The 25,513-nt window shown below is 67.1% G+C and carries 27 protein-coding genes and 1 tRNA gene; 16 read left to right on the top strand and 12 right to left on the bottom strand.

What is annotated here, in order from left to right; all coding sequences use genetic code 11:
- Positions 1-3 precede the first annotated feature (3 nt).
- Positions 4-753, top strand: coding sequence for a phosphoglyceromutase (locus tag ASF51_RS08485; protein WP_055927421.1), 750 nt, complete (start codon positions 4-6; stop codon positions 751-753).
- Positions 754-781: 28 nt separating this feature from the next.
- On the opposite strand, the gene ASF51_RS08490 is transcribed toward ASF51_RS08485, so the two are convergent.
- Positions 782-1,510, bottom strand: a complete 729-nt coding sequence (locus tag ASF51_RS08490; RefSeq protein ID WP_157412056.1) for a hypothetical protein — start codon at positions 1,508-1,510, stop codon at positions 782-784.
- A 131-nt stretch (positions 1,511-1,641) separates the two neighbouring features.
- Positions 1,642-2,295 carry a phosphate signaling complex protein PhoU gene (phoU, locus tag ASF51_RS08495; protein ID WP_055927427.1) on the bottom strand — a complete coding sequence of 218 codons (654 nt, stop codon included), beginning with the start codon at positions 2,293-2,295 and terminating at the stop codon, positions 1,642-1,644.
- 207 nt (positions 2,296-2,502) lie between these two features.
- On the opposite strand from phoU, the gene ASF51_RS08500 reads away from it, so the two are divergent.
- Positions 2,503-3,657 (top strand): cell wall metabolism sensor histidine kinase WalK, encoded by a 1,155-nt coding sequence (locus ASF51_RS08500; protein ID WP_055927430.1) that lies wholly within the window; start codon positions 2,503-2,505, stop codon positions 3,655-3,657.
- Positions 3,654-4,334 (top strand): response regulator transcription factor, encoded by a 681-nt coding sequence (locus ASF51_RS08505; RefSeq protein WP_055927433.1) that lies wholly within the window; start codon positions 3,654-3,656, stop codon positions 4,332-4,334. The genes ASF51_RS08500 and ASF51_RS08505 overlap by 4 nt, the downstream gene beginning before the upstream one ends.
- A 29-nt stretch (positions 4,335-4,363) precedes the next feature.
- On the opposite strand, the gene ASF51_RS08510 is transcribed toward ASF51_RS08505, so the two are convergent.
- Complete coding sequence (locus tag ASF51_RS08510) at positions 4,364-4,936, bottom strand: hypothetical protein (RefSeq protein ID WP_157412057.1); 573 nt, start codon at positions 4,934-4,936, stop codon at positions 4,364-4,366.
- A gap of 200 nt (positions 4,937-5,136) precedes the next feature.
- On the opposite strand from ASF51_RS08510, the gene ASF51_RS08515 reads away from it, so the two are divergent.
- From ASF51_RS08515 to rlmB, 4 genes are read left to right on the top strand one after another with little or no spacing between them, the layout of a single operon-like run.
- The gene (locus ASF51_RS08515) at positions 5,137-5,619 is read left to right on the top strand and encodes a CarD family transcriptional regulator (protein ID WP_055927439.1); all 483 of its coding nucleotides are present in this window, start codon (positions 5,137-5,139) and stop codon (positions 5,617-5,619) included.
- Positions 5,620-5,622: 3 nt separating this feature from the next.
- A complete protein-coding gene (gene ispD, locus ASF51_RS08520) occupies positions 5,623-6,852 on the top strand; it encodes a 2-C-methyl-D-erythritol 4-phosphate cytidylyltransferase (protein WP_055927440.1) in 1,230 nt (409 codons plus the stop codon).
- Between the two features lie 30 nt (positions 6,853-6,882).
- The gene (gene cysS, locus ASF51_RS08525; protein WP_055927443.1) at positions 6,883-8,301 is read left to right on the top strand and encodes a cysteine--tRNA ligase; all 1,419 of its coding nucleotides are present in this window, start codon (positions 6,883-6,885) and stop codon (positions 8,299-8,301) included.
- Complete coding sequence (gene rlmB, locus ASF51_RS08530) at positions 8,294-9,325, top strand: 23S rRNA (guanosine(2251)-2'-O)-methyltransferase RlmB (RefSeq protein ID WP_055927446.1); 1,032 nt, start codon at positions 8,294-8,296, stop codon at positions 9,323-9,325. The genes cysS and rlmB overlap by 8 nt, the downstream gene beginning before the upstream one ends.
- A gap of 52 nt (positions 9,326-9,377) precedes the next feature.
- Here rlmB and ASF51_RS08535 read toward each other — a convergent pair whose 3' ends face one another.
- Complete coding sequence (locus tag ASF51_RS08535) at positions 9,378-10,685, bottom strand: DUF4032 domain-containing protein (protein ID WP_055927449.1); 1,308 nt, start codon at positions 10,683-10,685, stop codon at positions 9,378-9,380.
- A gap of 185 nt (positions 10,686-10,870) precedes the next feature.
- Positions 10,871-11,974 (bottom strand): ABC transporter ATP-binding protein, encoded by a 1,104-nt coding sequence (locus tag ASF51_RS08540; protein WP_055927451.1) that lies wholly within the window; start codon positions 11,972-11,974, stop codon positions 10,871-10,873.
- Between the two features lie 232 nt (positions 11,975-12,206).
- Between ASF51_RS08540 and ASF51_RS08545 the strand changes: the two genes are divergently transcribed.
- The 3 genes from ASF51_RS08545 (at position 12,207) to ASF51_RS08555 (ending at position 13,944) form a co-directional block, all read left to right on the top strand.
- The gene (locus ASF51_RS08545; RefSeq protein ID WP_055927455.1) at positions 12,207-13,124 is read left to right on the top strand and encodes a thioredoxin domain-containing protein; all 918 of its coding nucleotides are present in this window, start codon (positions 12,207-12,209) and stop codon (positions 13,122-13,124) included.
- Positions 13,125-13,185: 61 nt separating this feature from the next.
- Positions 13,186-13,261, top strand: a tRNA-Thr gene (locus ASF51_RS08550).
- A 98-nt stretch (positions 13,262-13,359) separates the two neighbouring features.
- Entirely contained in the window at positions 13,360-13,944 is a 585-nt protein-coding gene (locus tag ASF51_RS08555; RefSeq protein ID WP_157412058.1) for a hypothetical protein, read from the top strand.
- Position 13,945: 1 nt separating this feature from the next.
- Here ASF51_RS08555 and ASF51_RS08560 read toward each other — a convergent pair whose 3' ends face one another.
- The 3 genes from ASF51_RS08560 to msrB form a co-directional block, all read right to left on the bottom strand.
- Positions 13,946-15,124 carry an MFS transporter gene (locus ASF51_RS08560; protein WP_055928179.1) on the bottom strand — a complete coding sequence of 393 codons (1,179 nt, stop codon included), beginning with the start codon at positions 15,122-15,124 and terminating at the stop codon, positions 13,946-13,948.
- 182 nt (positions 15,125-15,306) lie between these two features.
- Positions 15,307-15,855 carry a nitroreductase gene (locus ASF51_RS08565; protein ID WP_235497169.1) on the bottom strand — a complete coding sequence of 183 codons (549 nt, stop codon included), beginning with the start codon at positions 15,853-15,855 and terminating at the stop codon, positions 15,307-15,309.
- A gap of 4 nt (positions 15,856-15,859) precedes the next feature.
- On the bottom strand, positions 15,860-16,261 hold the full coding sequence (gene msrB, locus ASF51_RS08570) for a peptide-methionine (R)-S-oxide reductase MsrB (RefSeq protein ID WP_055927461.1): 402 nt from the start codon (positions 16,259-16,261) through the stop codon (positions 15,860-15,862).
- 85 nt (positions 16,262-16,346) lie between these two features.
- Between msrB and ASF51_RS08575 the strand changes: the two genes are divergently transcribed.
- The 5 genes from ASF51_RS08575 to groL all read left to right on the top strand — a co-directional run bounded on the left by ASF51_RS08575 (position 16,347) and on the right by groL (position 20,064).
- Positions 16,347-16,817 carry a GNAT family N-acetyltransferase gene (locus tag ASF51_RS08575; RefSeq protein WP_235497170.1) on the top strand — a complete coding sequence of 157 codons (471 nt, stop codon included), beginning with the start codon at positions 16,347-16,349 and terminating at the stop codon, positions 16,815-16,817.
- 104 nt (positions 16,818-16,921) lie between these two features.
- On the top strand, positions 16,922-17,224 hold the full coding sequence (locus ASF51_RS08580) for a DUF3263 domain-containing protein (RefSeq protein ID WP_235497171.1): 303 nt from the start codon (positions 16,922-16,924) through the stop codon (positions 17,222-17,224).
- 15 nt (positions 17,225-17,239) lie between these two features.
- Positions 17,240-17,872, top strand: a complete 633-nt coding sequence (locus ASF51_RS08585; protein ID WP_055927467.1) for a LytR C-terminal domain-containing protein — start codon at positions 17,240-17,242, stop codon at positions 17,870-17,872.
- Between the two features lie 186 nt (positions 17,873-18,058).
- On the top strand, positions 18,059-18,262 hold the full coding sequence (locus ASF51_RS08590; RefSeq protein ID WP_044440195.1) for a cold-shock protein: 204 nt from the start codon (positions 18,059-18,061) through the stop codon (positions 18,260-18,262).
- Positions 18,263-18,444: 182 nt separating this feature from the next.
- The gene (gene groL / locus ASF51_RS08595; RefSeq protein WP_055927470.1) at positions 18,445-20,064 is read left to right on the top strand and encodes a chaperonin GroEL; all 1,620 of its coding nucleotides are present in this window, start codon (positions 18,445-18,447) and stop codon (positions 20,062-20,064) included.
- An 82-nt stretch (positions 20,065-20,146) separates the two neighbouring features.
- Here the strand turns inward: groL and ASF51_RS08600 are convergent, their stop codons facing one another.
- The 3 genes from ASF51_RS08600 to ASF51_RS08610 form a co-directional block, all read right to left on the bottom strand.
- Positions 20,147-20,437 (bottom strand): WXG100 family type VII secretion target, encoded by a 291-nt coding sequence (locus ASF51_RS08600; protein ID WP_055927472.1) that lies wholly within the window; start codon positions 20,435-20,437, stop codon positions 20,147-20,149.
- Between the two features lie 84 nt (positions 20,438-20,521).
- A complete protein-coding gene (locus ASF51_RS08605; RefSeq protein WP_055928190.1) occupies positions 20,522-22,267 on the bottom strand; it encodes a cell wall metabolism sensor histidine kinase WalK in 1,746 nt (581 codons plus the stop codon).
- Between the two features lie 39 nt (positions 22,268-22,306).
- Complete coding sequence (locus ASF51_RS08610; RefSeq protein WP_055927476.1) at positions 22,307-22,996, bottom strand: response regulator transcription factor; 690 nt, start codon at positions 22,994-22,996, stop codon at positions 22,307-22,309.
- 79 nt (positions 22,997-23,075) lie between these two features.
- Here ASF51_RS08610 and ASF51_RS08615 point away from each other — a divergent pair, with 79 nt between their 5' ends.
- Complete coding sequence (locus ASF51_RS08615) at positions 23,076-23,657, top strand: GNAT family N-acetyltransferase (RefSeq protein ID WP_055927479.1); 582 nt, start codon at positions 23,076-23,078, stop codon at positions 23,655-23,657.
- 196 nt (positions 23,658-23,853) lie between these two features.
- Here the strand turns inward: ASF51_RS08615 and ASF51_RS08620 are convergent, their stop codons facing one another.
- Entirely contained in the window at positions 23,854-25,506 is a 1,653-nt protein-coding gene (locus ASF51_RS08620) for a DNA repair helicase XPB (RefSeq protein ID WP_055927482.1), read from the bottom strand.
- Positions 25,507-25,513 lie beyond the last annotated feature (7 nt).

A 25,513-nucleotide genomic window follows, 5' to 3' on the forward strand; every position in this document is an offset into this window, starting at 1 on the left:
AGCATGTCTACGCCTTACACCTTGATTCTGCTGCGCCACGGCAACAGCGACTGGAACCAGAAGAACCTCTTCACGGGCTGGGTCGATGTGCACCTCAGCGAGCAGGGGATCGCCGAAGCGAAACGTGCCGGCGAGCTCCTCGCATCCTCGGGCACGCTGCCCGACATCCTGTACACGTCGGTGCTGTCGCGCGCCATCGAGACGGCCAACCTCGCGCTCGCGGGTGCCGACCGGCAGTGGATCGACGTCAAGCGCAGCTGGCGTCTCAACGAGCGCCACTACGGAGACCTGCAGGGCAAGGACAAGGCGCAGACGCTCGCGGAGTACGGCCCCGAGAAGTTCCAGACGTGGCGTCGTTCGTTCGACGTTCCGCCGCCCCCCATCGCCGACGACGCCGAGTACTCGCAGGTGGGCGACCCCCGCTACGCGCACATCGACGGCGAGGTGCCCCGCACGGAGTGCCTCAAAGACGTGATCGAGCGCATGCTTCCCTACTGGCACTCCGACATCACCGAAGACCTCAAGGCGGGCAAGGTCGTTCTGGTCACGGCGCACGGCAACTCGCTGCGTGCGTTGATCAAGCACCTCGACGGAATCTCCGACGACGACATCGCCGAGCTGAACGTTCCTACCGGAATCCCGCTGGTCTACAAGCTCGACGAGAACTTCGTTCCGATCGAGCCTGCCGCCTACCTCGACCCCGAGGCGGCAGCCGCGGGTGCCGCAGCCGTGGCCAACCAGGGCAAGAAGTAGCCCAAGGCCCGGCTCTCGCCGAGAAACGTCAGATGACCGGTCCGCGCTCGGCGGGCCGGTCATTCTGCTCTGTGTAGACCGGCTGCTGTGCGTAGGGAGCGTACTGCGGCTGCGGCTGCGGCTGCGGTGCAGCGGAGGATCCGCCCAGGACGCGGGCGGCGATCGCGCCSCCCCAGCCGATGCCGGCCGCCACGAGCGCACCCAGGATGAGCATGATGATCTGGGTGGTGACCGAATCGACTCCGTTGACGAGGAGCGCCCAGTGCACCAGCGCCGGGATCACGACGAGGGCCAACGCCGCGTAGGCGAGACCCGGACGGGCGCGCACGACGAGCCACGCGGCGCCCAGGGCCAGGGGCAGCATCACGAAGGCGTCCGCGAAGGTGAAGCCGATGAACACCGTGGCCGCGCCGAGGCCGGTGGTCAGGCGCACCGCCTGCAGGATGACCGTGAACAGCACGACCACCGCGACGATCGCACCGGCGATGGACCGGCGGGCCAGGGATGTCGGCGCGAAGAAGAGCCCGAGCAGCACCACCGCCACGGCGAAGAGCAACTGCAGCACCAGCAGCGCCCCATACGACAGCTCGATGCGCATACCCGTGAACAGCTGGATGAACTGGCCTGCGAGGCTGAGCACCAGCAGGTACCCGCCGAGCGACACCGTGACGAGCGCGAGCAGCCACCGGGTCGAGACGAGCTGGGCCGGGGGAGCGGACGTGGCGGGTGTGAACGGCGTGTGCGGGGATTGCGACATGCCCCCCAGCATGGGGGAGTCCGTCCACGCGGGCAAGAGGCCCCGCGGCATCGGCGACTCCGCCTGAAACGACGGAACGCGACCGGATCGCCCGAGGGCGTTCCGATCGCGTTCCGCGAAGGCTGTGCGGACTACTCAGCGGCGCCGGCCCAGTCGCCCGTGGCGAGGTACTGGACCTTCTTGGCGATCGCCACGGCGTGGTCGCCGAAGCGCTCGTGGTAACGGCTGGCCAGGGTCACGTCGACGGTGTCGACAGCGCCGCCCTTCCACGTCTCGCCGAGCACGGCGTCGAACACGCTGACGTGCAGCTCGTCGAGGGAGTCGTCGTCTTCGCGGATGACCTCGACCAGTGCGAGGTCTTCGTTCGTGAGCAGAACCGTGAGGTTCTTCGCCATGGCGACGTCGAGGCGGCCCATCTCGGTGAAGGTGCCGCGCAGGCTCTTCTTCACGACCTTGTCGGGGTAGCGGTAGCGGGCGAGCTGAGCGATGTGCTCTGCGAGGTCGCCCATGCGCTCGAGCGACGCGGAGATGCGCAGGGCGCTGACCACGATGCGCAGGTCGCGGGCGACCGGCTGCTGAAGGGCGAGGATGTTGATGGCCAGCTCATCGAGGCTCACGGCCAGGGCGTCGATCTTGTGGTCTTCTGCGATGACCGACTCGGCCAGGGCGACGTTCGATTCGTTGAAGGCGGTCGTGGCGTTGGTGATCGCCACGGTCACGAGCGTCGAGATCTCGACCAGGCGGTCCTGTACCTCCCGCAGCTCCTGCTGGAAAACTTCGCGCATGCGTAAAGGTCCTTTCACGGATTCGTCCCGACGCCGATGTGGCGGATTTTGTGCAGCGTCGAGGGTAGGGGCGCCTGCTGGCGCCCGGATCATTCTGCCGAGAACAGGTTAACGGAAGGTGCCGAAGACCTGAACACTCGGGTAAGCGACGCCTGTTCGGGCATAGACGTGAATTGTGTCATGGGTCGAGTCGTTAGTGTGGGGTTCATGGACTCAGGCTGGTTGGTGCTGCTTTCTGTGGCATTCGGCCTCCTCGTGGGTGCCGGCTTCATGGCGCTTCTTCACGCCGCGGAAAGACGCGGCAGTAACGCTGTCGACGTGGTCAATCCGGCGGTTCCCGACGGCGTCGAGCAGGTCATCAATGCACTCGACTCGGCCGGGGTCGTGCTCGACCCGTCGAACAACGTCGTCACGGCGTCTCCGGGGTCGATCGCATTCGGGCTCGTGGCCCAGCAGACACTCGTGCATCCCGAACTGATCGCGCTCGTCGACAAGGTCCGCTCGAGTGGCGAGCCCGTGACCACCACCGTCGAGCTTGCGCGGGGCCCCTTCGGAGACGCGAGCATCCACTTCCTCGTCCGTGTCGCGAGACTCGGTTCGAGGTACATCCTGCTCCTCGCCGAAGACCATTCCGAGACCTACCGCCTCGAGGACGTGCGTCGCGACTTCATCGCCAATATCAGCCACGAGCTCAAGACCCCGATCGGAGCGATCTCGCTCCTCTCCGAGGCGCTCGACCCGGCCGCCGACGATCCCGAGCAGGTCCGCCGCTTCGCCAAGCGGCTGCACACCGAGGCCGCCAGGCTTACTCGTATCACCCAGGAGATCATCGAACTGTCCCGCCTGCAGGCCGCCGACACGCTCCGGTCGGCCGAGCTGCTGAACGTCGACCATCTCATCGCGTCGGCCATGGACCAGAACCACGTGCAGGCCGAGCTGCGCGGAACGACCCTGGTCAAGGGCGGCGCCAAGCACGTCGAGGTCTACGGCGACGAGAGTCTGCTCGTCATGGCCATCCACAACCTCGTGGGCAACGCCATCCAGTACTCCCTCGAGAACTCGCGGGTGGGCATCGGTGTGCGCGTCGAAGACGGCGTCGTCGAGATCGCCGTCACCGACCAGGGACTGGGCATCGCGAGCGACGATCTCGACCGCGTCTTCGAGCGCTTCTTCAGAGTCGATCAGGCGCGCTCCCGTAACACCGGCGGCACGGGGCTCGGCCTCAGTATCGTCAAGCACATCGTGGAGAACCACGGCGGCGATGTGCGGGTGTGGTCGCAGCTCGGCAGAGGTTCCACGTTCACGATCAGGCTTCCGGAGGCGACACCAGTCGCGTCCGCATCACAAGGAGATTCCCGATGACCCACATCCTTCTCGTCGAAGACGAAGACGCCCTGAGCGAGCCGCTCGCATACCTGCTGCGCCGTGAGGGCTACACGGTCACCGTGGCGCCCGACGGCCCGACCGCCATCGCCGAATTCGATCGGGGCGGCGTCGACCTGGTGCTGCTCGACCTGATGATCCCCGGGATCCCGGGAACCGAGGTGTGCCGTGAGATCCGCACCCGCAGCACGGTGCCCATCATCATGCTCACGGCCAAGGACTCCGAGATCGACATCGTGGTGGGGCTCGAGCTCGGGGCCGACGACTACGTCACCAAGCCGTACTCGACCCGGGAGCTGCTCGCACGCATCCGGGCGGTCATGCGCCGACAGAGCGAGCCGAGCGATCTCGCCGAGCCCATCCTCGAGAGCGGGCCCGTGCAGATGGACATCGAGCGGCACACCGTTCGCGTGAACGGAATAGACACGGCCATGCCGCTGAAGGAGTTCGAGCTGCTCGAGCTGCTCCTGCGCAACGCAGGCCGCGTGCTCACCCGCGGACAGCTGATCGACCGGGTCTGGGGCTCCGACTACTTCGGCGACACAAAGACCCTCGACGTGCACATCAAGAGGATCCGGTCGAAGATCGAGGCCGTTCCCTCGGAGCCGACCCTGCTGGTCACCGTGAGGGGACTCGGGTACCGCTTCGAGGCGTGACCGGATGCCCGGGGCCCGGGCGATGGCCGCTACGGAGCGGGTGTCGCCTCGGGCGTCGGCGTCTCTGAGACGTCGGTGGGCACCGGCGTCGTCGAGGGAGTGGATGTCGGCGTCGGCGTGACCGTGGGCAGCGGCGTCGGAGCGAGGCCGGTGTACTCGGCGAACTCCGTGGTGAGGATCGGAACGAGGAGCTGCTTGCCCTCGGCGTCGCCGTACTGGAAGTAGACCGGGAAGAGCGATCCGGCGGTGGCCTTGATGCCCCGCAGCACGATCTGGGTCTCGCCGTCGGCACCGAAGCTCGTGTTGCCGTCGCCGGCCACGGGGATGGTGAACTCGGTCTTGCCGGCGTCGCCCTCGTACTGAAGGGTGAGTGCCCGGCTCTCGGTGGCACTGTTGTTGAAGGTGACCAGGAGGCTGGCGTCTTCGCCGTCGTCACTGATGAGCGTGGCGTTGCGGATGTCGACCGTGCCGACCCGACCGTTGACGCCGTTGGCCGTCTCGACCTCTTTCGTCGTCGCCTGCGGGGTGATGAATGCGCAGCCGGCCGTGCCGACCACAAGAAGGGCGGCCATGGCCAGTGCGGCCCCGAGTCGTGCTCTCACAAGTTCCTCCAGAGGTGGTTCGGCGCAGCCCCCTCGGGGAGCTGGACGCGGACTTTCCTAGCCTACCGAATGACGGGCCCTGCGATCGGTCGCTGCGTGCGTCGGAGGAGGTGTGCCGGAGGAGCATGGTGCGCGGTCGTGCGCGAGGGTTCGAAAAAATGCGCCGTGGTACTCTGGAGAGCGCTGAAGGGATTCCATCGATGATTTTTGAAGTCGGCGAAACCGTTGTCTACCCGCACCACGGGGCGGCGACGATTTCCGAGGTCAAGACCCGCATCATCAAGGGTGAAGAGAAGACCTACCTCAAGCTCCGCGTCGCTCAGGGCGATCTCACCATCGAGGTGCCCGCCGAGAACGTCGAACTCGTCGGTGTTCGCGACGTCATCGGCAAAGAGGGCGTCGACCGCGTGTTCGACGTGCTTCGTGCTCCGTTCACCGAAGAGCCGACCAACTGGTCGCGCCGCTACAAGGCGAACCTCGAGAAGCTCGCGTCGGGCGATGTCATCAAGGTCAGCGAGGTCGTTCGCGATCTGTGGCGTCGAGACCAAGACAGAGGGCTCTCCGCGGGTGAGAAGCGCATGCTCGCCAAAGCCCGCCAGATCCTGATCTCCGAGTTGGCCCTCGCCGAGAAGACCGACGAAGAGAAGGCATCGCTTGTTCTCGACGAGGTTCTGGCCTCCTAGAGCGTGAGCCTTTCTGCGTCGACGCCCCGCGTCGCGATCATCGTCGTGGCCGCCGGCAGCGGAACCCGCCTGGGCGAGCCGCTCCCCAAAGCCTTCGTCGACCTCGACGGGCGCAGCATCCTGTCGAGGTCGCTCGATCCTCTCTTCGGCCTCGCCGAGCCGGCTCAGGTCATCGTGGTCGCCCCGTCGACGCACGTCTCAGAGGCGCGCGACATCGTCGGGCGGGCCGCGGGCCCGGTGTCGGATGCCTGCACCGTCGTCGTCGGGGGCGACTCGCGCCAGGCGTCGGTCGCCGCCGGACTGGCGGTGCTCGAGCCTTCGGTCGAGGTCGTGCTGGTGCACGACGCCGCCCGGGCGCTGGCCCCGCGTTCGCTGTTCGAGAGCATCATCGGTGCGGTCGATTCCTCCGGCCGGGGCGCGATCCCCGGACTCGCCGTGAGCGACACGATCAAGCGGGTCGACGCCTCGTCGACCGTGCTCGAGACCGTCGACCGGTCACAGCTCTCCGCGGTGCAGACGCCGCAGGCCTTTCCCCGCGCCGAGCTCGTGGCCGCGTACGCAGCGGCCGACAGGGAGTTCACCGACGACGCGGCGTTGATCCAGCACGTGGGTGGTTCGGTCGCCATCGTCGCGGGAGATCCGCTGGCATTCAAGATCACCACCCCGTGGGATCTTCGCCGAGCCGCGCAGTTGCTGGCCGAGGGTTCCTCGTCGGGCCGGCCACAGGCATCCGCACCGGCGTTTCGCACCGGCGTCGGAATCGACGCGCACGCGCTCGACGAAGGCCAGCCGCTCTGGCTGGCGGGTCTCTTCTGGCCCGGCGAGGCCGGGCTTGCCGGCCACAGCGACGGCGACGCCGTGGCCCACGCGCTCTGCGACGCCCTGCTGTCGGCCGCCGGCCTCGCCGACATCGGAGGCATCTTCGGAGTCGACGATCCGCGACTCGAGGGTGCGCACGCAGACGTCTTCCTCGTCGAGACCCTGCGGCTCCTGCACGACTCGGGGTTCGCACCGGTCAATGCCTCCGTGCAGCTCGTCGGCAACCGACCGAGGTTCGCGCCGCGCAAGGCCGAGGCCCAGGAGCGCCTGACGGCGTTGCTCGGCTGCCCCGTCTCCGTGTCGGCGACCACGACCGATTCGCTGGGGTTCACCGGTCGGGGCGAGGGCATCGCGGCCATCGCGACCGCCCTCATCGCGCCGCTGCCGCGCCCGCAGGCTGGCGCGGGCACGTAACACCCGCTGCGCCCCGCCTAAACTAGCTGGGTGGCGCTTAGACTGTATGACTCGAGAAGCCGGACCCTGTCCGACTTCGTCCCCCTCGTTCCAGACCAGGTGGGCATCTACGTCTGCGGACCCACGGTGCAGTCGTCGCCGCACATCGGCCACCTGCGCTCGGCGCTCGTCTACGACCAGCTGCGGCGGTGGCTGGCCTACTCCGGCCACCATGTCACGTTCGTGCGCAATGTCACCGACATCGACGACAAGGTGCTGGTGAACGCGGCCAGCAGCGACGAGCAGTGGTGGGCCCTCGCCTATCGCGTCGAACTCGAGTTCACGGCCGCCTACAACGCCATCGGCGTGCTGCCGCCCACCTATGAGCCGCGCGCCACGGCGAGCATCCCCGAGATGCACACGATCATCGGCCGCCTCATCGATGAGGGCTATGCGTACGCGGCCGACGACGAGTCGGGTGATGTGTACTTCGACGCGCGCGCCTGGCCGCACTACGGCGAGCTCACGCACCAGAGCCTCGACGACATGGCCCCGGCGACCGACTCCGACCCGCGCGGCAAAAAAGACGTTCGCGACTTCGCCCTCTGGAAGGGGCACAAGCCCGAGGAGCCCGAGTCCGCGTCGTGGAGCAGCCCCTGGGGCGCCGGACGCCCGGGCTGGCACATCGAGTGCTCCGCCATGTCGACCAAGTACCTGGGTCCCCAGTTCGACATCCACGGCGGCGGCATCGACCTGAGGTTCCCGCACCACGAGAACGAACTCGCGCAGTCGACCGCGGCGGGAGATCCGTTCGCCAACTACTGGCTGCACAACGGGCTCGTCTCCGTATCGGGCCAGAAGATGTCAAAGTCGCTCGGCAACTCGATCTTCGCCTCTGAACTCATCGCGTCGGCGCGCCCGCTCGTGCTCCGCTACTACCTGGGAGCCGCGCACTACCGCTCCACCCTCGAGTTCCATGACGGCGCCCTCGCCGAGGCAGAGGCTGCACTCGGTCGCATCGAGGGCTTCCTCGAGCGGGCACAGCGTCGACTCGACGGCACGCGCTTCCTCTCTGACGCGGTGCAGGCACTGCCCGACGAGTTCGTCGAGGCCATGGACGACGACCTCGGAGTGCCCCAGGCACTCGGTGTCGTGCACGACACGGTGCGAGCGGGCAACGCGGCCCTCGACAACGAAGACCTCGTCGAGGCGGCACACGCACTGGGCGCTGTCATCGCGATGACGAGCGTGCTCGGAATCAACCCCCTATCCAGCGAGTGGTCGACTGCGCAGGGCGGAGCGACCGATGTCGCGCTCGCCGCGCTCGTCGAACGACTGCTCGAAGACCGCCAGGCTGCCCGGGAAGGTCGCGACTTCGTCACGGCCGACCGAGTTCGTGATGAACTGAACGCAGCGGGCATCACTATTGAAGACGGTCCCTCGGGATCGCATTGGAGTCTCGATGGCTAAATCAGGAGCGAACAAGCCCACCAGGGCCGGCGCCGTACGCAAGGCGAGCCGCGGCAAGGCCGTGGGGTCGGGTGGCCAGGGCCGCCAGGCCCTCGAGGGCAAGAAGCCCACGCCCAAGGCGGAGGACCGCCCGTACCACCCCGCCGGAAAGGCCAAGGCCGCCAAGGAGCGCTTCATCGCGGCCGGCGGCAAGGGTGGTCGGAGCAGCAGCAGTCGCGGTGCGTCGCAGGACCCCAACCGCAAGCCCGCCCCGCGCCGCAGCGCCAAGAACGAGGAGTTCGAGGTCGTCACCGGCCGCAACTCCGTGGTCGAGGCCCTGCGGGCGAAGATCCCGGCGACCGCCCTCTACCTCGCAACGCGCATCGAGATGGATGAGCGGGTGAAAGAGGCCCTCGCCCTCGCGACCAACCGGGGCATCCCGATTCTCGAGGTCATGCGCCCCGAGCTCGACCGCCTCACGAGCTTCGACTCTGTGCACCAGGGCCTCGCGCTGAAGGTGCCCGCGTACGAGTACGCGCATCCCGTCGACCTTCTCGACGAGGTCATCTCTCGCGGCGACACCCCGCTGTTCGTCGCGCTCGACGGCATCACCGACCCGCGCAACCTCGGCGCGATCATCCGATCGACCTCCGCGTTCGGCGGCCAGGGCGTCATCGTGCCGCAACGCCGATCCGTCGGGGTCACGGCCTCCGCCTGGAAGACATCGGCGGGCGCCGCCGCTCGCACCCCCGTCGCCATGGCCTCGAACCTCACGGCCACGCTCAAGGCGTTCAAGCAGAAGGGCGTCTTCGTGATCGGCCTCGACGGGGGCGGCGACGTGTCGCTGCCCGGCCTGTCGTTCGCCGACGGCCCGGTGGTCATCGTCGTGGGCAGTGAAGGCAAGGGCCTGTCGCGCCTCGTCACCGAGACCTGCGACGCCGTCGTCTCGATCCCCATCACCGCCGCCACGGAGTCGCTCAACGCGGGTATCGCCGCGAGCGTCACCCTCTACGAGATCTCGCGGCTGCGCGCAGCGAAGAAGTAACAGGGTCGGCTCAGGGAATGGTTTCGTTCCCTGGGCCCGTCGAAGGGCCTTCTCAGACCTTCAGGCGCCAGTCCTCGTCGTCATCGGCCTCGACGGGCACCGACCCCGTCTGCACGTCTATCGGCAGCGTGATCGTTCCGGTCGGCGGGTCGATGACCGTCGCCTCGTCGCGGCGGTGACGGAGCACGTCGTTGATGTAGGCGTTGAGGGCCTCGGCGAGGGGAATGTCGCGCCCCTGCTGTTCGCTCATGAACCACCGGTGCTCCAGAAGCTGGTGGAAGAGCTCGGCCGGCTCGAGCTTGCGCTTGAGGTCGCGGGGAACGCTGCGCACGACGGGCTCGAAGACCTTGGCGACCCAGTCGTGGGCCATCATCTCTTCGTCGTAGTCGTCTTTGCTGTAGCGCGCACTGAAGTCGTCGAGGTCGTTGAGCAGGCGACGTGCCTGATTCTCCTGCGCGTCGACGCCGGTGAGACGCAGCAGCCTGCGCTGGTGGTGGCCCGCATCCACGACCTTCGGCTGGATGCGCACGGTCGTGCCCTCGTCGTCGGTCTTGATGTCGAGTTCCTCGATGTCGAAACCGAGCTCGTTGAGCCGGTCGACACGCTGGTTGATGCGCCAGCGCTCCGATGACGAGAACGACTCCTTGCCCGTCAGCTCAGACCACAGGGTGCGGTAGGCGGCGAGGATGCCGTTGCTCACCTTGATGGGGTCGAGCTGGTCGTCGACACGGCCGCCGGCCTCGAGGTCCATGAGTTCGCCGGCGATGTTGACGCGGGCGATCTCGAGGTCGTTCTCGCGCTGGCCGTTCGACAGGCCGCCTGAGAAGAGCTTGCCCGTCTCGGCGTCGACGAGGTAGGCCGCGAAGGCGCCGGCGTCGCGTCGGAAGAGCGTGTTCGAGAGAGACACGTCTCCCCAGAAGAAGCCGATCACGTGCAGGCGCACGAGCAGCAGGGCGAGCGCGTCGACGAGACGGGTGGCGGTGTCGGGCCGCAGCTGCTGCGAGAACAGGGCGCGGTAGGGGAGGGAGAACTTGAGGTGCCGGGTGACGAGCACGCTGGGCAGGGGATCGCCGTCGGCGTTCGTGCGGTCGGTGATGACGGCGAGCGGATCGACGCACGGGATCTCGAGGCTCTGCAGGGTGCGGAGCATCTTGTACTCGCCGCCGGCCATGTCCTCCGTGGTCTCCTTGATGGCGATGACGTGCCCGCTGAGGTGGGCGAAGCGCACGAGGTGGCGAGAGAGGCCCTTCGGCAGTGCGGCGATGTACTGGTCTTCCCACTCGCCGAGGGGCACGTCCCAGGGCAGATCGAGCAGGGCGGGATCGGTGATGGCCGAAGTGATGTTGAGGGAACCCCTCATTGCTGCTCCTTGCTGGTGAGCCGGGTCGGCTTCCGTCGTCGACGGGCCGGGCGTGAACGAACCTGGTGGGACAAGCCTAGGCACAGACAAGTCATGGGCACAGACAAGTCGAGCCCGCCGCCCGAGCACCGAGCCGTGGGGCCGATGCATCAAGCGACGAGCTCGACTGGTGTGTTTGTCAGGTACTAGCTGGAGACGACTGCCTTGTTGCCGAGACGCTCGCCCGACTCGGTGTCGAACACGTGAACGTGGCCGGGAGCCGCGGTCAGGTACACCGTGTCGCCGAGCGACGGGTGCGAACGGCCGTCGACGCGGGTGACGATGTCGGTGCGCTTGCCCTCGATCTCCGAGTGTCCGTAGAGGTAGCCGTCGGCGCCGAGCTCTTCGACCAGGTCGACCTCGACCGCGAGGCCCTGGCCCTGCGTGGTCGACACGACGATGTCCTCGGGGCGCACACCGACGGTGACGCTCTTGGCGGTGGCCTGCGACAGCGTCTCGCGGTCGACCGGAACGACCGACGAACCGAAGGCGATGCCGCCGTCGACGATGTCGGCGTGGAACAGGTTCATCGCGGGGCTGCCGATGAAGCCGGCGACGAAGACGTTGTTCGGCTTCTCGTAGAGGTCGCGCGGGGTTCCGACCTGCTGCAGCAGGCCGTCCTTCAGCACGGCGATGCGGTCACCCATGGTGAGGGCCTCGGTCTGGTCGTGCGTGACGTAGACCGTGGTGACACCGAGGCGACGCTGGAGCGACGCGATCTGGGTGCGCGTCTGAACGCGGAGCTTGGCGTCGAGGTTCGACAGCGGCTCGTCCATGAGGAACACCTGGGGCTGGCGCACGATGGCGCGACCCATGGCGACGCGCTGGCGCTGGCCACCGGAGAGTGCCTTGGGCTTGCGGCTGAGGTAGGGCTCGAGGTCGAGCAGCTTGGCGGCCTCGAGAACGCGGGTGGCGCGGTCTTCTTTGCCGACGCCCGCGATCTTGAGAGCGAAGCCCATGTTCTCGGCGACGGTCATGTGCGGGTAGAGCGCGTAGTTCTGGAAGACCATGGCGATGTCGCGGTCTTTCGGGGGCACGTCGGTGACGTCGCGGTCGCCGATGAGGATGCGACCTTCGTTGACCTCTTCGAGGCCGGCGAGCATGCGCAGCGTGGTGGACTTTCCGCAACCGGAGGGACCGACGAGCACGAGGAACTCGCCGTCGGCGACCTCGAGGTCGATCTTGTCGACCGAGGCGCGAGTGGCACCCGGGTAGATGCGGGTAGCTTTGTCAAAAGTGACAGATGCCATGGGTGTTGATCTCCTTCACCGGCAGGTACGTGCCGGACGATCCGTTGTGATGGATTGAACCGGACCGTCGACGGTGGCGGTCCATCGTCCAGTATGTCATGGTTCAGGGCCCCCGAATGAGGCACCTTGACTTCCTGTTTGGAGATTTCCCAGTCAAGCCCTCTACGCTGGGGTTTCCGGCCAGATTCGGCCCGGTCGCATTTTCTTCTCTCTCACCCGGAGTTCTACACGTATGTCTTATGGCTCAGCCGGAGATGGTCGCCTCTCTAAGAACGACCGACGCGAAGCAGCCCGCGAAAAGGCCAAGGCCCTTCGTGAGCAGCAGCGAAAGAAAGACCTTCGAAACCGCATCTTCCTCTTCGGAGGCCTCGGCGTCGTGGTCATCGCGATCGGAGTCGCGGTCACGCTGATCATCGTCAGCGCGATCAAGCCCGCCGGTCCCGGCCCCCAGAACATGGCCAGCGACGGCCTCACCGTGAGCCAGGGCTTCGTCGCCACGACCACGCCCTCGCAGGCGGCTGACGCCGAGCCGACGGCGCCGACCCCCGACTACTCGACCGGTGTCGTCGACATCCAGGTCTACGTCGACTACCTGTGCCCCTACTGCGGCCAGTTCGAGGCGACGAACTCCGAGCAGATCGGCCAGTGGATCGAATCCGGCGCCGCCACCCTCACCACGCACCCGCTCGCCATCCTCGACCGCGGATCCCTCGGAACGAAGTACTCGACCCGGTCGGCGAACGCCGCGGCCTGCGTCGCCAACTACTCGCCCGACAGCTTCTACGACTTCAGCGCCCTTCTCTTCAAGAACCAGCCGGCAGAGAACACCGAGGGTCTCGACAACGCCGCGCTCAAGGGCTATGTCACCGACGCCAAGGCAGACAAGGTGTCGCAGATCGAGAAGTGCATCGACGACACCCAGTTCAAAGACTGGGTGAGCGCCTCGACGGCCCGTGCCCTCAAGGGTCCGCTGCCGAACACCGATGTCGAGAAGGTCGAGGGCACGCCCACCGTCCTGGTCAACGGCCAGCAGTACTCCGGGTCGCTCACCGACGCCGACGCGTTCTCCGCGTTCGTCCTCCAGGTCGCCAGCGAGGCGTACTCCACCGCGACGCCCACCCCGACGCCCGAGCCGACCGTCGCGCAGTAGCGCGTCGTCTGGAACGCCTCATTCGGGCCGCGGCTCGTGGCTAGAATGAGATGTTCCACCTGCCGGCGTGGCGCAATTGGTAGCGCACCGCTCTTGTAAAGCGGGGGTTACGGGTTCAAGTCCCGTCGCCGGCCCCACTCCTGAGAAGCCCGTCGGATCCATCGAGATCCGGCGGGCTTCTCGCGTAAGCGATCGCACGGCATCGACTCTCTTCTCATAGGAAGAGGTGTTAGCCGTGTCGTTCCATAGATCACGCCGCGAGAGCCGGTCGGTGACGGTGCGCGTCGTTGTCGTGGCCGCGATCCTCGCCATTCTCGTGGGGGCGGGCGTCGCCGTCGCGGTCACGTCGATGTCTGTCGACGCTCAGCACGACCCGACGACTCTCAGGCCCACGCCCGGCGTCGAGGCCGTCGAGGCCGTCGACCCGCCTGTCGACCCGCAGCTGGCCGCGGCACGGGCCGAGGCCGCGACCACGGTCGGGCGAGTGCTCCCCATCGCCAACAACGCCGCGGGCCTGGCGTCTGCCGAATCCATCGCCGCGCTGCAGCGCGACGTGGCCGGCCTCGACACCGCATCGAGGGTCGGCTCGCAGTCCGATCTGGATGCGGCGGGATTCGCGGTGCAGGCATCCCTCGCCGCGTTCGGCACGAGCGCGGCCGAGACCTGCGAGGCCCAGCTCGCGGCCGGGGCCGGTGGCGCCCCGTGGGCGGCCGAGGCCACCGACCCGTGCGCTGCGGTGAGAGGCGCGCTGGATGCGAGTGCGGATGTCGTTCCTGCGCTCACCGAGCTCGAGGCCGTCGGCGCCCCGTCGGTGCCGTAGCTCAGGCCCGAGAGGCGCTGCGGCGGTCGACGCCGAGTGAGACGAGCAGGATGGCCACGCCCACGATCGACAGGCCGATTCCCACCCAGGCCGGCGCGATGTATCCGAAGCCCGCCGCGATGACGACGCCGCCCAGGAACGCGCCGAGGGAGTTGCCGAGGTTGAGGGCCGAGTGATTGAGGGCCGCGGCGATCGACTGGGAGTCGTGCGCGACATCCATCAGCCTGGCCTGGATCGTGGGTGACGCCGCCGACACGAACGCGCCGATGAAGAAGATCGAGATGAACAGGCCAGGAGCGCTGGCGGCGGTGAGGCCGAATGCGAGGCAGGCCAGGCCGATGCCCGGCATGAAGATGAGCAGCGAACGCGCCACAGACTTGTCTGCCGCCCAGCCACCGATGAAGTTTCCGATGGTCATGCCCACACCGAAGGTCACGAGCACGAGCGGCACGACCGCTGCGCCGAGGCCCGTCACATCGGTGACCACCGGCGCGATGTAGCTGTAGACGGCGAACATTCCGCCGAAGCCGATCGACGCCATGGCCAGGGTGAGCCAGATCTGCGGGCGGGAGAAGGCCTTGAGCTCGTTGCGGATCGTGCTCTCGGGGTTGCCGGCCTGGAACGGCACGGTCGCGATGATCGAGACCAGGGTGGCGGCGAAGATCACCGTCACGAGCCAGAACGCGCTGCGCCATCCGAAGTGCTGGCCGAGATAGGTGCCCACGGGAACGCCGACCACGTTCGCGATGGTGAGGCCCGACAGCACGAACGCGACGCCGCGGGCGCGTTTTCCGGGGCCCATCAGGGTGGCGGCGACCAGAGAGGCGATGCCGAAATAGGCGCCGTGCGGAAGGCCGGAGACGAAGCGGGCCGCGAGCACCCAGCCGAACGAGGGCAGGATCGCCGTGGCGAGGTTGCCGATCACGAAGCAGGCGACGAGAACCGTGAGCAGGCGCTTGCGCGGCCAACGGGCGGCGGCCGCGGCGATGGTCGGAGCCCCGACGACGACACCGAGCGCGTACGCCGAGATCAGGTGGCCCGCCGTGGCGTTCGCATCGGCCGAATTCGCGGCGTACAGCCCGGGCAGCAGGTCTTGAGCGATGTTCGGCAGCAGACCCATCGAGACGAACTCGGTGACCCCGATTCCGAAGCCGCCCAGGGCCAGGGCGAGCAATGCCATCCACCGGCGGGAGGGGGAGTAGCGCAGGTGGCCGACGGGCTGTGCGTCGTCTGCTCGGGTCGGCGGATTCTGCGCCGACACCTGTGGCCCTGTTGCGGGCGAGGTCACTCCGAGATCTGTCACAAGAATTCGATACTAGCCCGCAGAAGACCGGGCGTCGAATCGATTCGAGCGGCGTGCCGTCAGAGCGACGAGAGATGCCGTCGCGGGTCGACCCGGGAGCGGCGCGACGTGCGTGGTCGCTCGGGGTATCGACCGACGTAGATCCACCCGAGCATCTGCTCGCCGGGCTCCAAGCGGTGCGCGAGCCGCACGGCATCGCTGCGGGTGTGGATGCCGGTGCGCCACATCGCGCCGTAGCCGCGCTCGTGCAGCAGCAGGTTGAGCGAATGGGCCACACCGGATGCGACGGCCTCCTGCTCCCAGTACGGCACCTTGAAGCTGGGCCGGGGCGACACGATCACCGCGAGCAGCAGGGGTGCGCGATAGGCCTTGCGGATGCTCTTGTCTGCGTCACGACCCTCCAGCCCCGCGGCAGCGGCGAGGCTCTCGCCGACGATGCGCCGGGAATCCCCGCGGATCTCGAGGATGCGCCAGGGTGTCATGCCCGAGTGGTCGGCGACCTGCCCGGCGGCGTCGATGAGCTCGAGGAGCTCGTCGTGGCTCGGCGCCTCGTCGGTGACCTTCGAACTCGAGCGGCGCTCCTGCATCGCCTCGAAGACGGATGCCACGCCCTTACTCTGCCGGGTCGAACTCGAGCGAGATCGAGTTCATGCAGTACCGGTCGCCGGTGGGCGTCTGGGGAGCGTCGTCGAAGACGTGGCCCAGGTGGGAGCCACACGCGGCGCATCGCACCTCTGTGCGCACCATGCCGAGCGTGGAGTCGGTGATCAGCTCGACGGCATCGGTCGACGACGGATCGTAGAAGCTCGGCCAGCCGCAGTGCGAGTCGAACTTCGTGGTGCTGCGGAAGAGTTCCGCGCTGCAGGCCTTGCACCGGTAGATGCCTTCACGGCCCTCGTCGAGCAGCTCGCCGGTCCACGGGCGCTCCGTCGCCGCCTGGCGCAGCACGGCGTACTCGTCGGCCGACAGCTCCGCCCGCCAGTCCTCATCGCTCTTCTGAACGTCGTAACTCATCGACAGGACACTCCTTCTCCGCCCCGCGATCGCGGCTCCGCGATCGACCAGGGCTTCCTCCATCATCACAGTAAACTTGGCCACCGTGCCCCTCGAAACCGTACCCACGATCGTGCAGAAGAGCTGGAGCGAGCTGACCACGGAGGAGCTCTACGAGATCCTCAAGCTGCGCACCGACGTGTTCTACGTGGAGCAGAAGGTCGACGAGAGCGAGCTCGACCGCCGCGACAGAGAGCGCACGACCGACCACCTGTGGATCGCGGGGGAGGACGGCGACGTGGCGGCCTATCTCCGTGTGCTTCGCGACGAGGTCGCCGAATACGAAGACGCGCACCGGCTGCCGGGCCGCGTCGTCGTCGGCCCCGCATACCGGGGAAGGGGGCTCGCGCAGCTCCTCTTGGCCAGGGTCGTCGAGCTCTACGGCTCGGAATCTCTGCTCCTTCATTCGCAGAGCTACATCACCAGCCTCTACGCCCCGTTCGGATTCGTCGCCGTGGGCGACGAGTTCATGGAGGCGGGCATCGCCCACCGAACCATGTACCGCGCCGGTCGCTAGGCATCGCGGCATGCCCGCCTCATTCGGCTGATCCAGAGCATGCGGCCCATAGGATGTTGACGATCGGGGGGCCGGACGGCTCCCGGGCACGAAGTGGAGGCCATGTGGGAGCCGCGAAAGATCTCGACGAGCAGCGCACGGGCGACGGCGTAGCGCCGGCCCTCGGTGCTCGCGACATCGCGATCCTGGCTTTCGAGCGCACCTGGTGGAGGCACGCCGGTGTCAAGGAGCAGGCCATTCGTGACGAATTCGGTCTCTCGGCCGCCCGCTACTATCAACTGCTGGGCGCGCTCATCGATTCGCCCTCCGCCCTCGCCCACGACCCCATGCTCATCAAGAGACTGCACCGAGTGCGGGATGCCAGGACGGACGCGCGATCAGTGCGCCTCACGTCCCTCGACGACTAGGACCCAGACCACACCATGGCCAAGCCTGAATCCGACCGCTTCGACACCATCCCGGCAGACCTTCACCGCACGGGTGCCCACCGGGGCCCGCGCCGCAAGGGCCGCGGATGGATCGCGTTCGCCTGGGCTGCTCTCGCGACCGGAGTCATCGTCGCCGGAGGCGTGGTGGGCCTCGCCATCATCAACGACAACATCCAGTTCGGCGGCATTCTGGGTGGCACGACGGCCTCGACGCCCACCCCGACGCCCACCCCGACACCGACCATCACTCCCATCGTCGATGGGGCCGCCAGCGTCACCATCCTGAACGGCACAGAGACCGTGGGCCTGGCCGCCAGCGTCGGCGACGCCATGCGCGAGGCCGGATGGGCGGGCGTCGGCTCCACCGCCAACGCGAGTGCCACCGACTTCAAGACGACCACGGTCTACTACGTCGATCCTGCGAACGAAGCCGCCGCACTCGGCCTCGCCGACTCCCTGTTCGCCAAGGCCACCGCCGACGCGACGGCGAACGGTGTCGCGCTGTCGATCACCTCTGTGCGGGTCGAGCAGTCCGACCAGTTCCAGGGAGCGCAGCTCACCGTCGTGCTCGGTGCCGACTTCGTCGAACCGTCTGCAGACGGCACGACCGACGAGCCCGTTCAGTAGGGCGGGCGGAGGCCGCATTGCGGCCCCATATTTCGGTGATGTTTCCGTCGTGTTGAGATGCGGAAACGGATGCCCCGTTTTGCCGGGATCGCCCGCAATCCGGCGAATGCGCTGATTAGTATCGGCCTTGGTCATCCGTGGTTCTTCGGGTGTCCTGACGACACACATTCGGCAATGGGAGTAACAATGGCGAACGGAACCGTGAAGTGGTTCAACGCTGAAAAGGGCTACGGCTTCATCACCGTCGACGAGGGAGGACAGGACGTGTTCGTCCACTACTCGGCGATCGAGATGGGCGGCTACAAGGTGCTCGAAGAGGGCCAGCAGGTCGTCTTCGAAGTGGGCACCGGAGCGAAGGGGCCGCAGGCCGAAGCCGTTCGGCTCGCCTGACCCCTTACACACTCGACCGCATCGCGCCCGCGATGCTCGACACACTGAACGCCGTCCGCGAACGCGGGCGGCGTTCGCTGTTGCAGCTTGCACTCGCCTGCCCTGAGTGCCAATATTGTCTTAGCACTCTCTCCAATGGAGTGCTAATTCTTTGATTGTCTCCGGGAGGGACAGAAACACTTATGGCAAAGATCATTGCTTTCGATGAAGAGGCCCGTCGCGGCCTCGAGCGCGGCCTGAACATTCTCGCCGACGCAGTCAAGGTCACGCTCGGCCCGCGCGGTCGCAACGTCGTCCTCGAGAAGAAGTGGGGCGCTCCCACCATCACGAACGACGGTGTGTCGATCGCGAAGGAGATCGAGCTCGACGACCCGTACGAGAAGATCGGTGCAGAGCTCGTCAAAGAGGTCGCCAAGAAGACCGATGACGTCGCCGGAGACGGTACGACCACCGCAACCGTGCTCGCCCAGGCGCTCGTTCGCGAAGGCCTGCGCAACGTCGCGGCCGGCGCCGACCCGATCACCCTCAAGCGCGGCATTGAGAAGGCCGTCGCCGCAGTGACCGCCGAGCTCATCGCCAACGCGAAGGAGATCGAGACCAAGGAAGAGATCGCCGCGACCGCGTCCATCTCCGCCGGTGACCCCGAGATCGGCGCGCTGATCGCCGAGGCCATCGACAAGGTCGGCAAAGAGGGCGTCGTCACCGTCGAGGAGTCGAACACCTTCGGCACCGAGCTCGAGCTCACCGAGGGCATGCGCTTCGACAAGGGTTACCTGTCGCAGTACTTCGTCACCGACCCCGACCGCCAGGAAGCCGTCTTCGAAGACCCCTACATCCTGATCGTCAACAGCAAGGTCTCGAACATCAAGGACCTGCTGCCGATCGTCGACAAGGTCATCCAGAGCGGCAAGCAGCTGCTGATCATCGCCGAAGACGTCGACGGTGAGGCCTTGGCCACGCTGGTCGTCAACAAGATCCGCGGCATCTTCAAGTCTGTGGCCGTCAAGGCTCCCGGCTTCGGAGACCGTCGCAAGGCGCAGCTGCAGGACATCGCGATCCTCACGGGTGGACAGGTCATCTCGGAAGAGGTCGGCCTCAAGCTCGAGAACGTGACGCTCGACCTGCTGGGCAAGGCCCGCAAGGTCGTCATCACGAAGGACGAGACCACGATCGTCGAGGGTGCCGGCGACGCCGACGCCATCGCTGGTCGCGTGCAGCAGATCCGCAACGAGATCGAGAACACCGACAGCGACTACGACCGTGAGAAGCTCCAGGAGCGTCTCGCCAAGCTCGCCGGTGGCGTCGCCGTCATCAAGGCCGGCGCGGCAACGGAGGTCGAACTCAAGGAGCGCAAGCACCGCATCGAAGACGCCGTGCGCAACGCCAAGGCAGCCGTCGAAGAGGGCATCGTCGCCGGTGGTGGCGTCGCCCTCATCCAGGCCGGCAAGACCGCTTTCGAGAAGCTCTCGCTCACGGGCGACGAGGCGACCGGTGCGAACATCGTCAAGGTGGCCATCGACGCCCCGCTGAAGCAGATCGCTCAGAACGCCGGCCTCGAGCCCGGTGTTGTGGCCGAGAAGGTTCGCAACCTGCCCGTCGGACACGGCCTCAACGCCGCGACCGGCGAGTACGTCGACATGCTGGCCGCCGGCATCAACGACCCGGTGAAGGTCACGCGCTCCGCGCTGGTCAACGCCGCGTCGATCGCCGGTCTGTTCCTCACCACCTCGGTGGTCGTCGCAGACAAGCCCGAGAAGGTTGCGGCCCCGGCCGGCGACCCCACGGGTGGCATGGACTTCTAAGTCCCTCGTCTGAGCAGACTCAGGTCTGACTAGACAAGACACAAGCGGGCGGCTCCTTCGGGAGTCGCCCGCTTCGTCGTTTCTAGACGGCGAACATGCGCACGTTCTGCATCTCGACGTCGGCGTAGGTCTGCGCGGCCGCCGACAGCGCCTGGGTGATCGAGGCCAGGCTCTCTTCGACCCGGGTCTGGGTGCCTCGCCAGTCGGTCACGACCGCCTGGAAGGCGACCGCCGCCTGGCCCGTCCAGCTGCCCTCGAGCGAGGTCAGCTGACCGTGCATGGCGGCGACATCGGCCTGGATGCGTTCGACGGTGCTGCGGATGGACGATGCACTGGCGCTGACGGCCTCGCTGTCGACCTGGTACTGGCTCATGATGGATGCCTGCTCTTTCGTCTGGCTGCGGTGGTGCCGACCGGTCGGTCGGCAGCTGCAACGGTAGACGCGCGAGCGAGCGTGTCAGGAGGCCGAGGCGGGGCCTGTGGATGACTCGGCGGGGGCCTGCTCGATGAGGAGGGGAAGAGAGACGCGGAACGTGGCTCCGCCGCCCTCGGTCTCGAGGGCCCGCACCGTTCCGCCGTGCGCCGCGACAATCGAGGACACGATGGCGAGGCCGAGGCCGCTGCCACCCGTCTCGCGTGTGCGGGAGCTGTCGGCTCGCCAGAAGCGCTGGAAGATCTTCTCGCGGATCTGGGGAGGGATTCCCTCGCCGTGGTCGATGACGTCGACCGTGGCCAGCCTGGCGGCCTCGTCGACGCTGACCGCGAGTTCGATCGGGCTGTCGCTCGACGTGAACCGGAGCGCGTTGCCGATGAGGTTGGCGAGCACCTGCCGGATCTTGTTCTCCTCCGCCATCACCAGGGGCTGGATGGCGTTCTCGTCGTCGGTGTTCTCGAGCTCGAACGACGGAGTCACCGTGGCGGGCAGTACCACCGGGTCGGAGGAGGCGGAGTTCGGCTGCGTCGGGCGTGCACTGCGGCGACGGAGCCGGGCGAATGCCGACGAGAACGGGATCGATCCGGTGGCCGACTGATCGGGGGCGGCGGCCGGGTCACCGGCATCCGGTTCGCCGTCGGTTGTCACGGCGACGGCCGGGTTGAAGGTGATGACCGGGTCTGACGGGCGCGAGGTCGAGACCCGGATGACCCGGCCCGGGCTGGACGCGCGGGCGTCGAGCGCCGCGTCCATGGCGATGGGGGTCAGGTTCACCGGGCTGAGCTTCAAGGGCTTGGTCTCGTCGAGCCGGGCGAGTTCGAGCAGGTCCTCTACGAGGGAGCCCATGCGGATGGCCTCCTTCTCGATGCGATCCATGGCCTGGCTCACGTCGTCGGGCGTCTGGAGGGCGCCCATGCGGTAGAGCTCCGCGTAGCCGCGCACAGACACCAGGGGAGTGCGCAGCTCATGACTGGCGTCGCCGACGAACCGTCTCATCTGCTCGATGGTGCGGGCCCTGTCGTCGAAGGCGCGGTCGATGCGACTCAGCATGGTGTTGAGGGATCGGTTGAGCCTGCCGACTTCGGTATTGGGAGTCTCCACCGCCATCCGTTGGCTGAAGTCTCCGCCGTCGGCGATCGCGGCGGCGGTGCGCTCCACCTGGCGCAGAGGCGCGAACGTGCTCGTGACCAGAAGGCGGGTGAGCATGGCGCCCAGCACGACGACACCGATTCCGAACGCGAGGAAGATCGACAGGTAGGTCGTGGTGGTGTCTTCGGTGCCCTCGAGCGACTGGGCGATCACGAGCGTGTTGTTCGTGCCGTAGTTGTCGACGGGCAGTACGAGGGCCACGGCGAGCCAGTGGGACGAGCCCTTGGTGCTGGTCACGTCGAAACGCTGCCCGGCGAGAGTTGTAGCCGTCGACATGTCGAGGCTGGTCAGCTTCGGTCCGGGCAGGCCCGTGCCGCTCCAGTTCGTGACGATCGGCTGCGCATCGGCGTCGAGCAGGGCCACGTAGTAGGTGGTGGGTGCGGAGAGCACGTCGTCGTAGTCGAAGCCGCGCTTATTGGCATCGGGCCCGAGAACCGAGGTGGGCTCGGTGTACGCGTTGATCAGTCGCGTGTCGACCTGCTTGATCAGGTAGTCGCGCAGAACGGTCATGGTGCCGATACCCGACACGATGAGGCCGAAGGTGAGCATCAGCACGGTCACGCCGGTGATCTTGTTGCGCAAGGAGATCGCGTTCCAGCGCGTGAGTAATGAGTGCTGCATGTCGACCATCAGGTTACGCGAACCTGCTGGAGATGCGCCTTATGCCTTGGAGACCTTCAGCATGTACCCGAAACCGCGCTTCGTCTGGATGAGCGACTCCTCGGAGTGGGCGTCGAGCTTGCGTCGGAGGTACGAGATGTAGCTCTCGACGATGCCAGCGTCGCCGTTGAAGTCGTACTCCCACACGTGATCGAGGATCTGGGCCTTCGACAGCACGCGGTTGGGGTTCAGCATGAGGTAGCGCAGCAGCTTGAACTCGGTGGGGCTCAGCTCGATGGCCGAGTCGCCGACGTAGACCTCGTGCGTGTCCTGGTCCATGGTGAGCTCGCCGGCGCGGATGATCGCGTCTTCGTCTGCCTGCATCGTGCGTCGCAGGATGGCCTTGATGCGGGCGACGATCTCGTCGAGGCTGAAGGGCTTGGTGACATAGTCGTCGCCGCCGACGGTGAGGCCGGTGATCTTGTCTTCGGTGTCGTCCTTCGCCGTGAGGAACAGGATCGGCGCGGTGTAGCCGGATGCCCGGAGGCGCTTGGTGACGCCGAAGCCGTTCATGTCGGGCAGCATGACGTCGAGGATGATCAGGTCGGGTTCTTCTTCGAGAACGGCCGAGATGGTCTGGGCGCCGTTCGAGACGGCTCGCACGGCGAAGCCGGCGAAGCGAAGGCTCGTGGTGAGCAGATCGCGGATGTTGGGTTCGTCGTCGACGATCAGGATGCGTGGGCCAGTCATAGGCTCAATTATCTGCGGGTTGTCTGGGCGTTGTCTGGGAGTGGTTGGGGAACAAAAGTCAACTTTCCTGTGAGCCCGAATGCCGGTGATTGCCACCTCAGGCGCGCACTACGATCGTGCGGTGACTTTCTCTACTCCTCTCGCTGACGACATCATTCTCCGGCTTGCGAAGAAAGGGGATGCGGAGGCGATTGCGGATGCCTACGTGCGCAACCGCCAGCATCTCGCCGAGTGGGAGCCCGTGCGCTCGGACGCTTTCTTCACCGCCGCTCACCAGACGACTGTTGTGTCCACCCAACTCGGGCAGCACGCGACAGGCGGGTGTCTGCCTCTCGTGCTCTGCCAGGGCAGAAGCGTCGTCGGGCGCATCAATGTGTCCAACATCGTGCGCGGCCCGTTTCTGAGTGGGAGCGTCGGCTACTGGGTTGACGGGTCGTTCACGGGCCGGGGCCTGGCCTCGGCGGCGCTCCAGGCCGTCGTCGCACACAGCCGCGATGAACTCGGGCTGCATCGGCTCGAAGCAAGCGTGCTTCCTCGCAACGCGGCCTCACGGCGCGTGCTCGCTCGAGCCGGGTTCGAGTCGATCGGAGTGGCTCCTGCTTACTTGAAGATCGCCGGCGAGTGGCAGGATCACCTCCTGACCCAGCGCATCCTGCTCTGACGTATGCCCGTCTCGACGGGCCAGCCGTCATCGACTCTCCTCACAAGCACCGACACCGCGCGGATGAGGTGCATATGCGTCGGATGGATGCGGCGATCGCCTTCGAGTCGGCGCAGATGCACCTTCGTCGTCGGTTTTGCGTGCGTTTGTGGCGAGTCGGTGCGTGGTCGGGCAGGTAGGGGGAGAGGGGTGCGAGTCAGCGGGCGGGCTGCGGGCTGAGCTCGTCGGCGTCGAGGATCGTGTAGCTGTAGCCCTGCTCGGCCAAGAACCGCTGGCGGTTCTGCGCGAAGTCCTGGTCGACGGTGTCGCGCGCGACGAGCGTGTAGAAGTTGGCCGACAGTCCCGACTCCTTCGGGCGCAGCAGACGGCCCAGGCGCTGGGCCTCCTCCTGGCGCGATCCGAAAGACCCCGACACCTGGATGGCCACGCTCGCCTCGGGCAGGTCGACCGAGAAGTTCGCGACCTTGCTCACCACGAGGATGGGCTCGGTGCCGTCGCGGAACGCCTCGTAGAGCCGCTCGCGCTCGGCGACGGGAGTGGCTCCCGTGAGCGAGGGCACGCCCAGCTCGGTCTCGAGCTGCTGCAGCTGGTCGAGGTACTGCCCGATCACCAGGATGCGCTCGCCGGAGTGCTTCTCGATGAGCCGCTTGACGACATCCAGTTTCGCGGGGGCCGTGGCGGCGAGGCGGTACCGCTCGTCGTCGGCCGACGCCGCGTACTCGAGCCTCTCGTTCTGGGGAAGGTCGATGCGCACCTCGAAGCACTCGGCGGGGGAGATGAAGCCCTGGGCCTCGATCTCCTTCCACGGGGCGTCGAAGCGCTTGGGGCCGATGAGGCTGAACACGTCGCCCTCGCGTCCGTCTTCGCGCACCAGCGTGGCGGTGAGGCCGAGTCGGCGGCGGGCCTGGAGCTCGGCCGTGAGCTTGAAGACCGGCGCGGGAAGCAGGTGCACCTCGTCGTAGACCACGAGTCCCCAGTCGAGCGCGTCGAGCAGCTCGAGGTGCGCGTACGCACCTTTCCGCTTGGCGGTGAGGATCTGATAGGTCGCGATGGTCACGGGCTTGACCTCTTTGAGCTGGCCCGAGTATTCGCCGATCTCGTCTTCCGTGAGGGTCGTGCGCTTGAGCAGCTCGCTGCGCCACTGCCGGGCGGAGACGGTGTTGGTCACGAGGATGAGCGTGTTCGTCTTCGCCGTGGCCATGGCTCCCGCGCCGACCAGAGTCTTGCCGGCGCCGCAGGGCAGCACGACGACGCCCGAGCCGCGCTCGAAGAAGTTGCTGACCGCGAGCTTCTGGTAGTCGCGCAGGGCCCAGCCGTCTTCCTGAAGGGCGATCTCGTGAGGAGTGCCCGGCGTGTAGCCGGCGCGGTCGTCAGCGGGCCAGCCGAGCTTGGTCAGCTCCTGCTTGAGCTGGCCGCGCGCCCATGGCGCGACGGCATAGGTGTCGGGGGCGCGGCGCTCGACCAGCAGGGGGGCGATCTTCTTGCCGGATGCGATCTGGCTGAGCACCGCGGAATCGGTGGCGCGCAGCAGCAGCCCGCCCTCGTCGTCGCGCTCGATGACGAGGCGGCCGTAGCGCGCGATCGTCTCCTCGATGTCGATGGAGACGGCCTGCGGGATCGAGAATTTCGAGTAGCGCTCCAGCGTGCCCAGGATCTCGGCGGCCTCATGGCCGGCCGCGCGGGCGTTCCAGAGCCCGAGGCGGGTGATGCGGTAGGTGTGGATGTGCTCGGGGGCGCGTTCGAGTTCGGCGAACACGGCGAGCTCATGGCGCGCGTTCTCGGCATCGGGGTGCGCGACTTCGAGAAGCACGGTGCGGTCGCTTTGGACGATCAATGGGCCAGACGGCATAACGTAC

Source organism: Agreia sp. Leaf283, assembly GCF_001422485.1.
Lineage (GTDB): Bacteria > Actinomycetota > Actinomycetes > Actinomycetales > Microbacteriaceae > Agreia.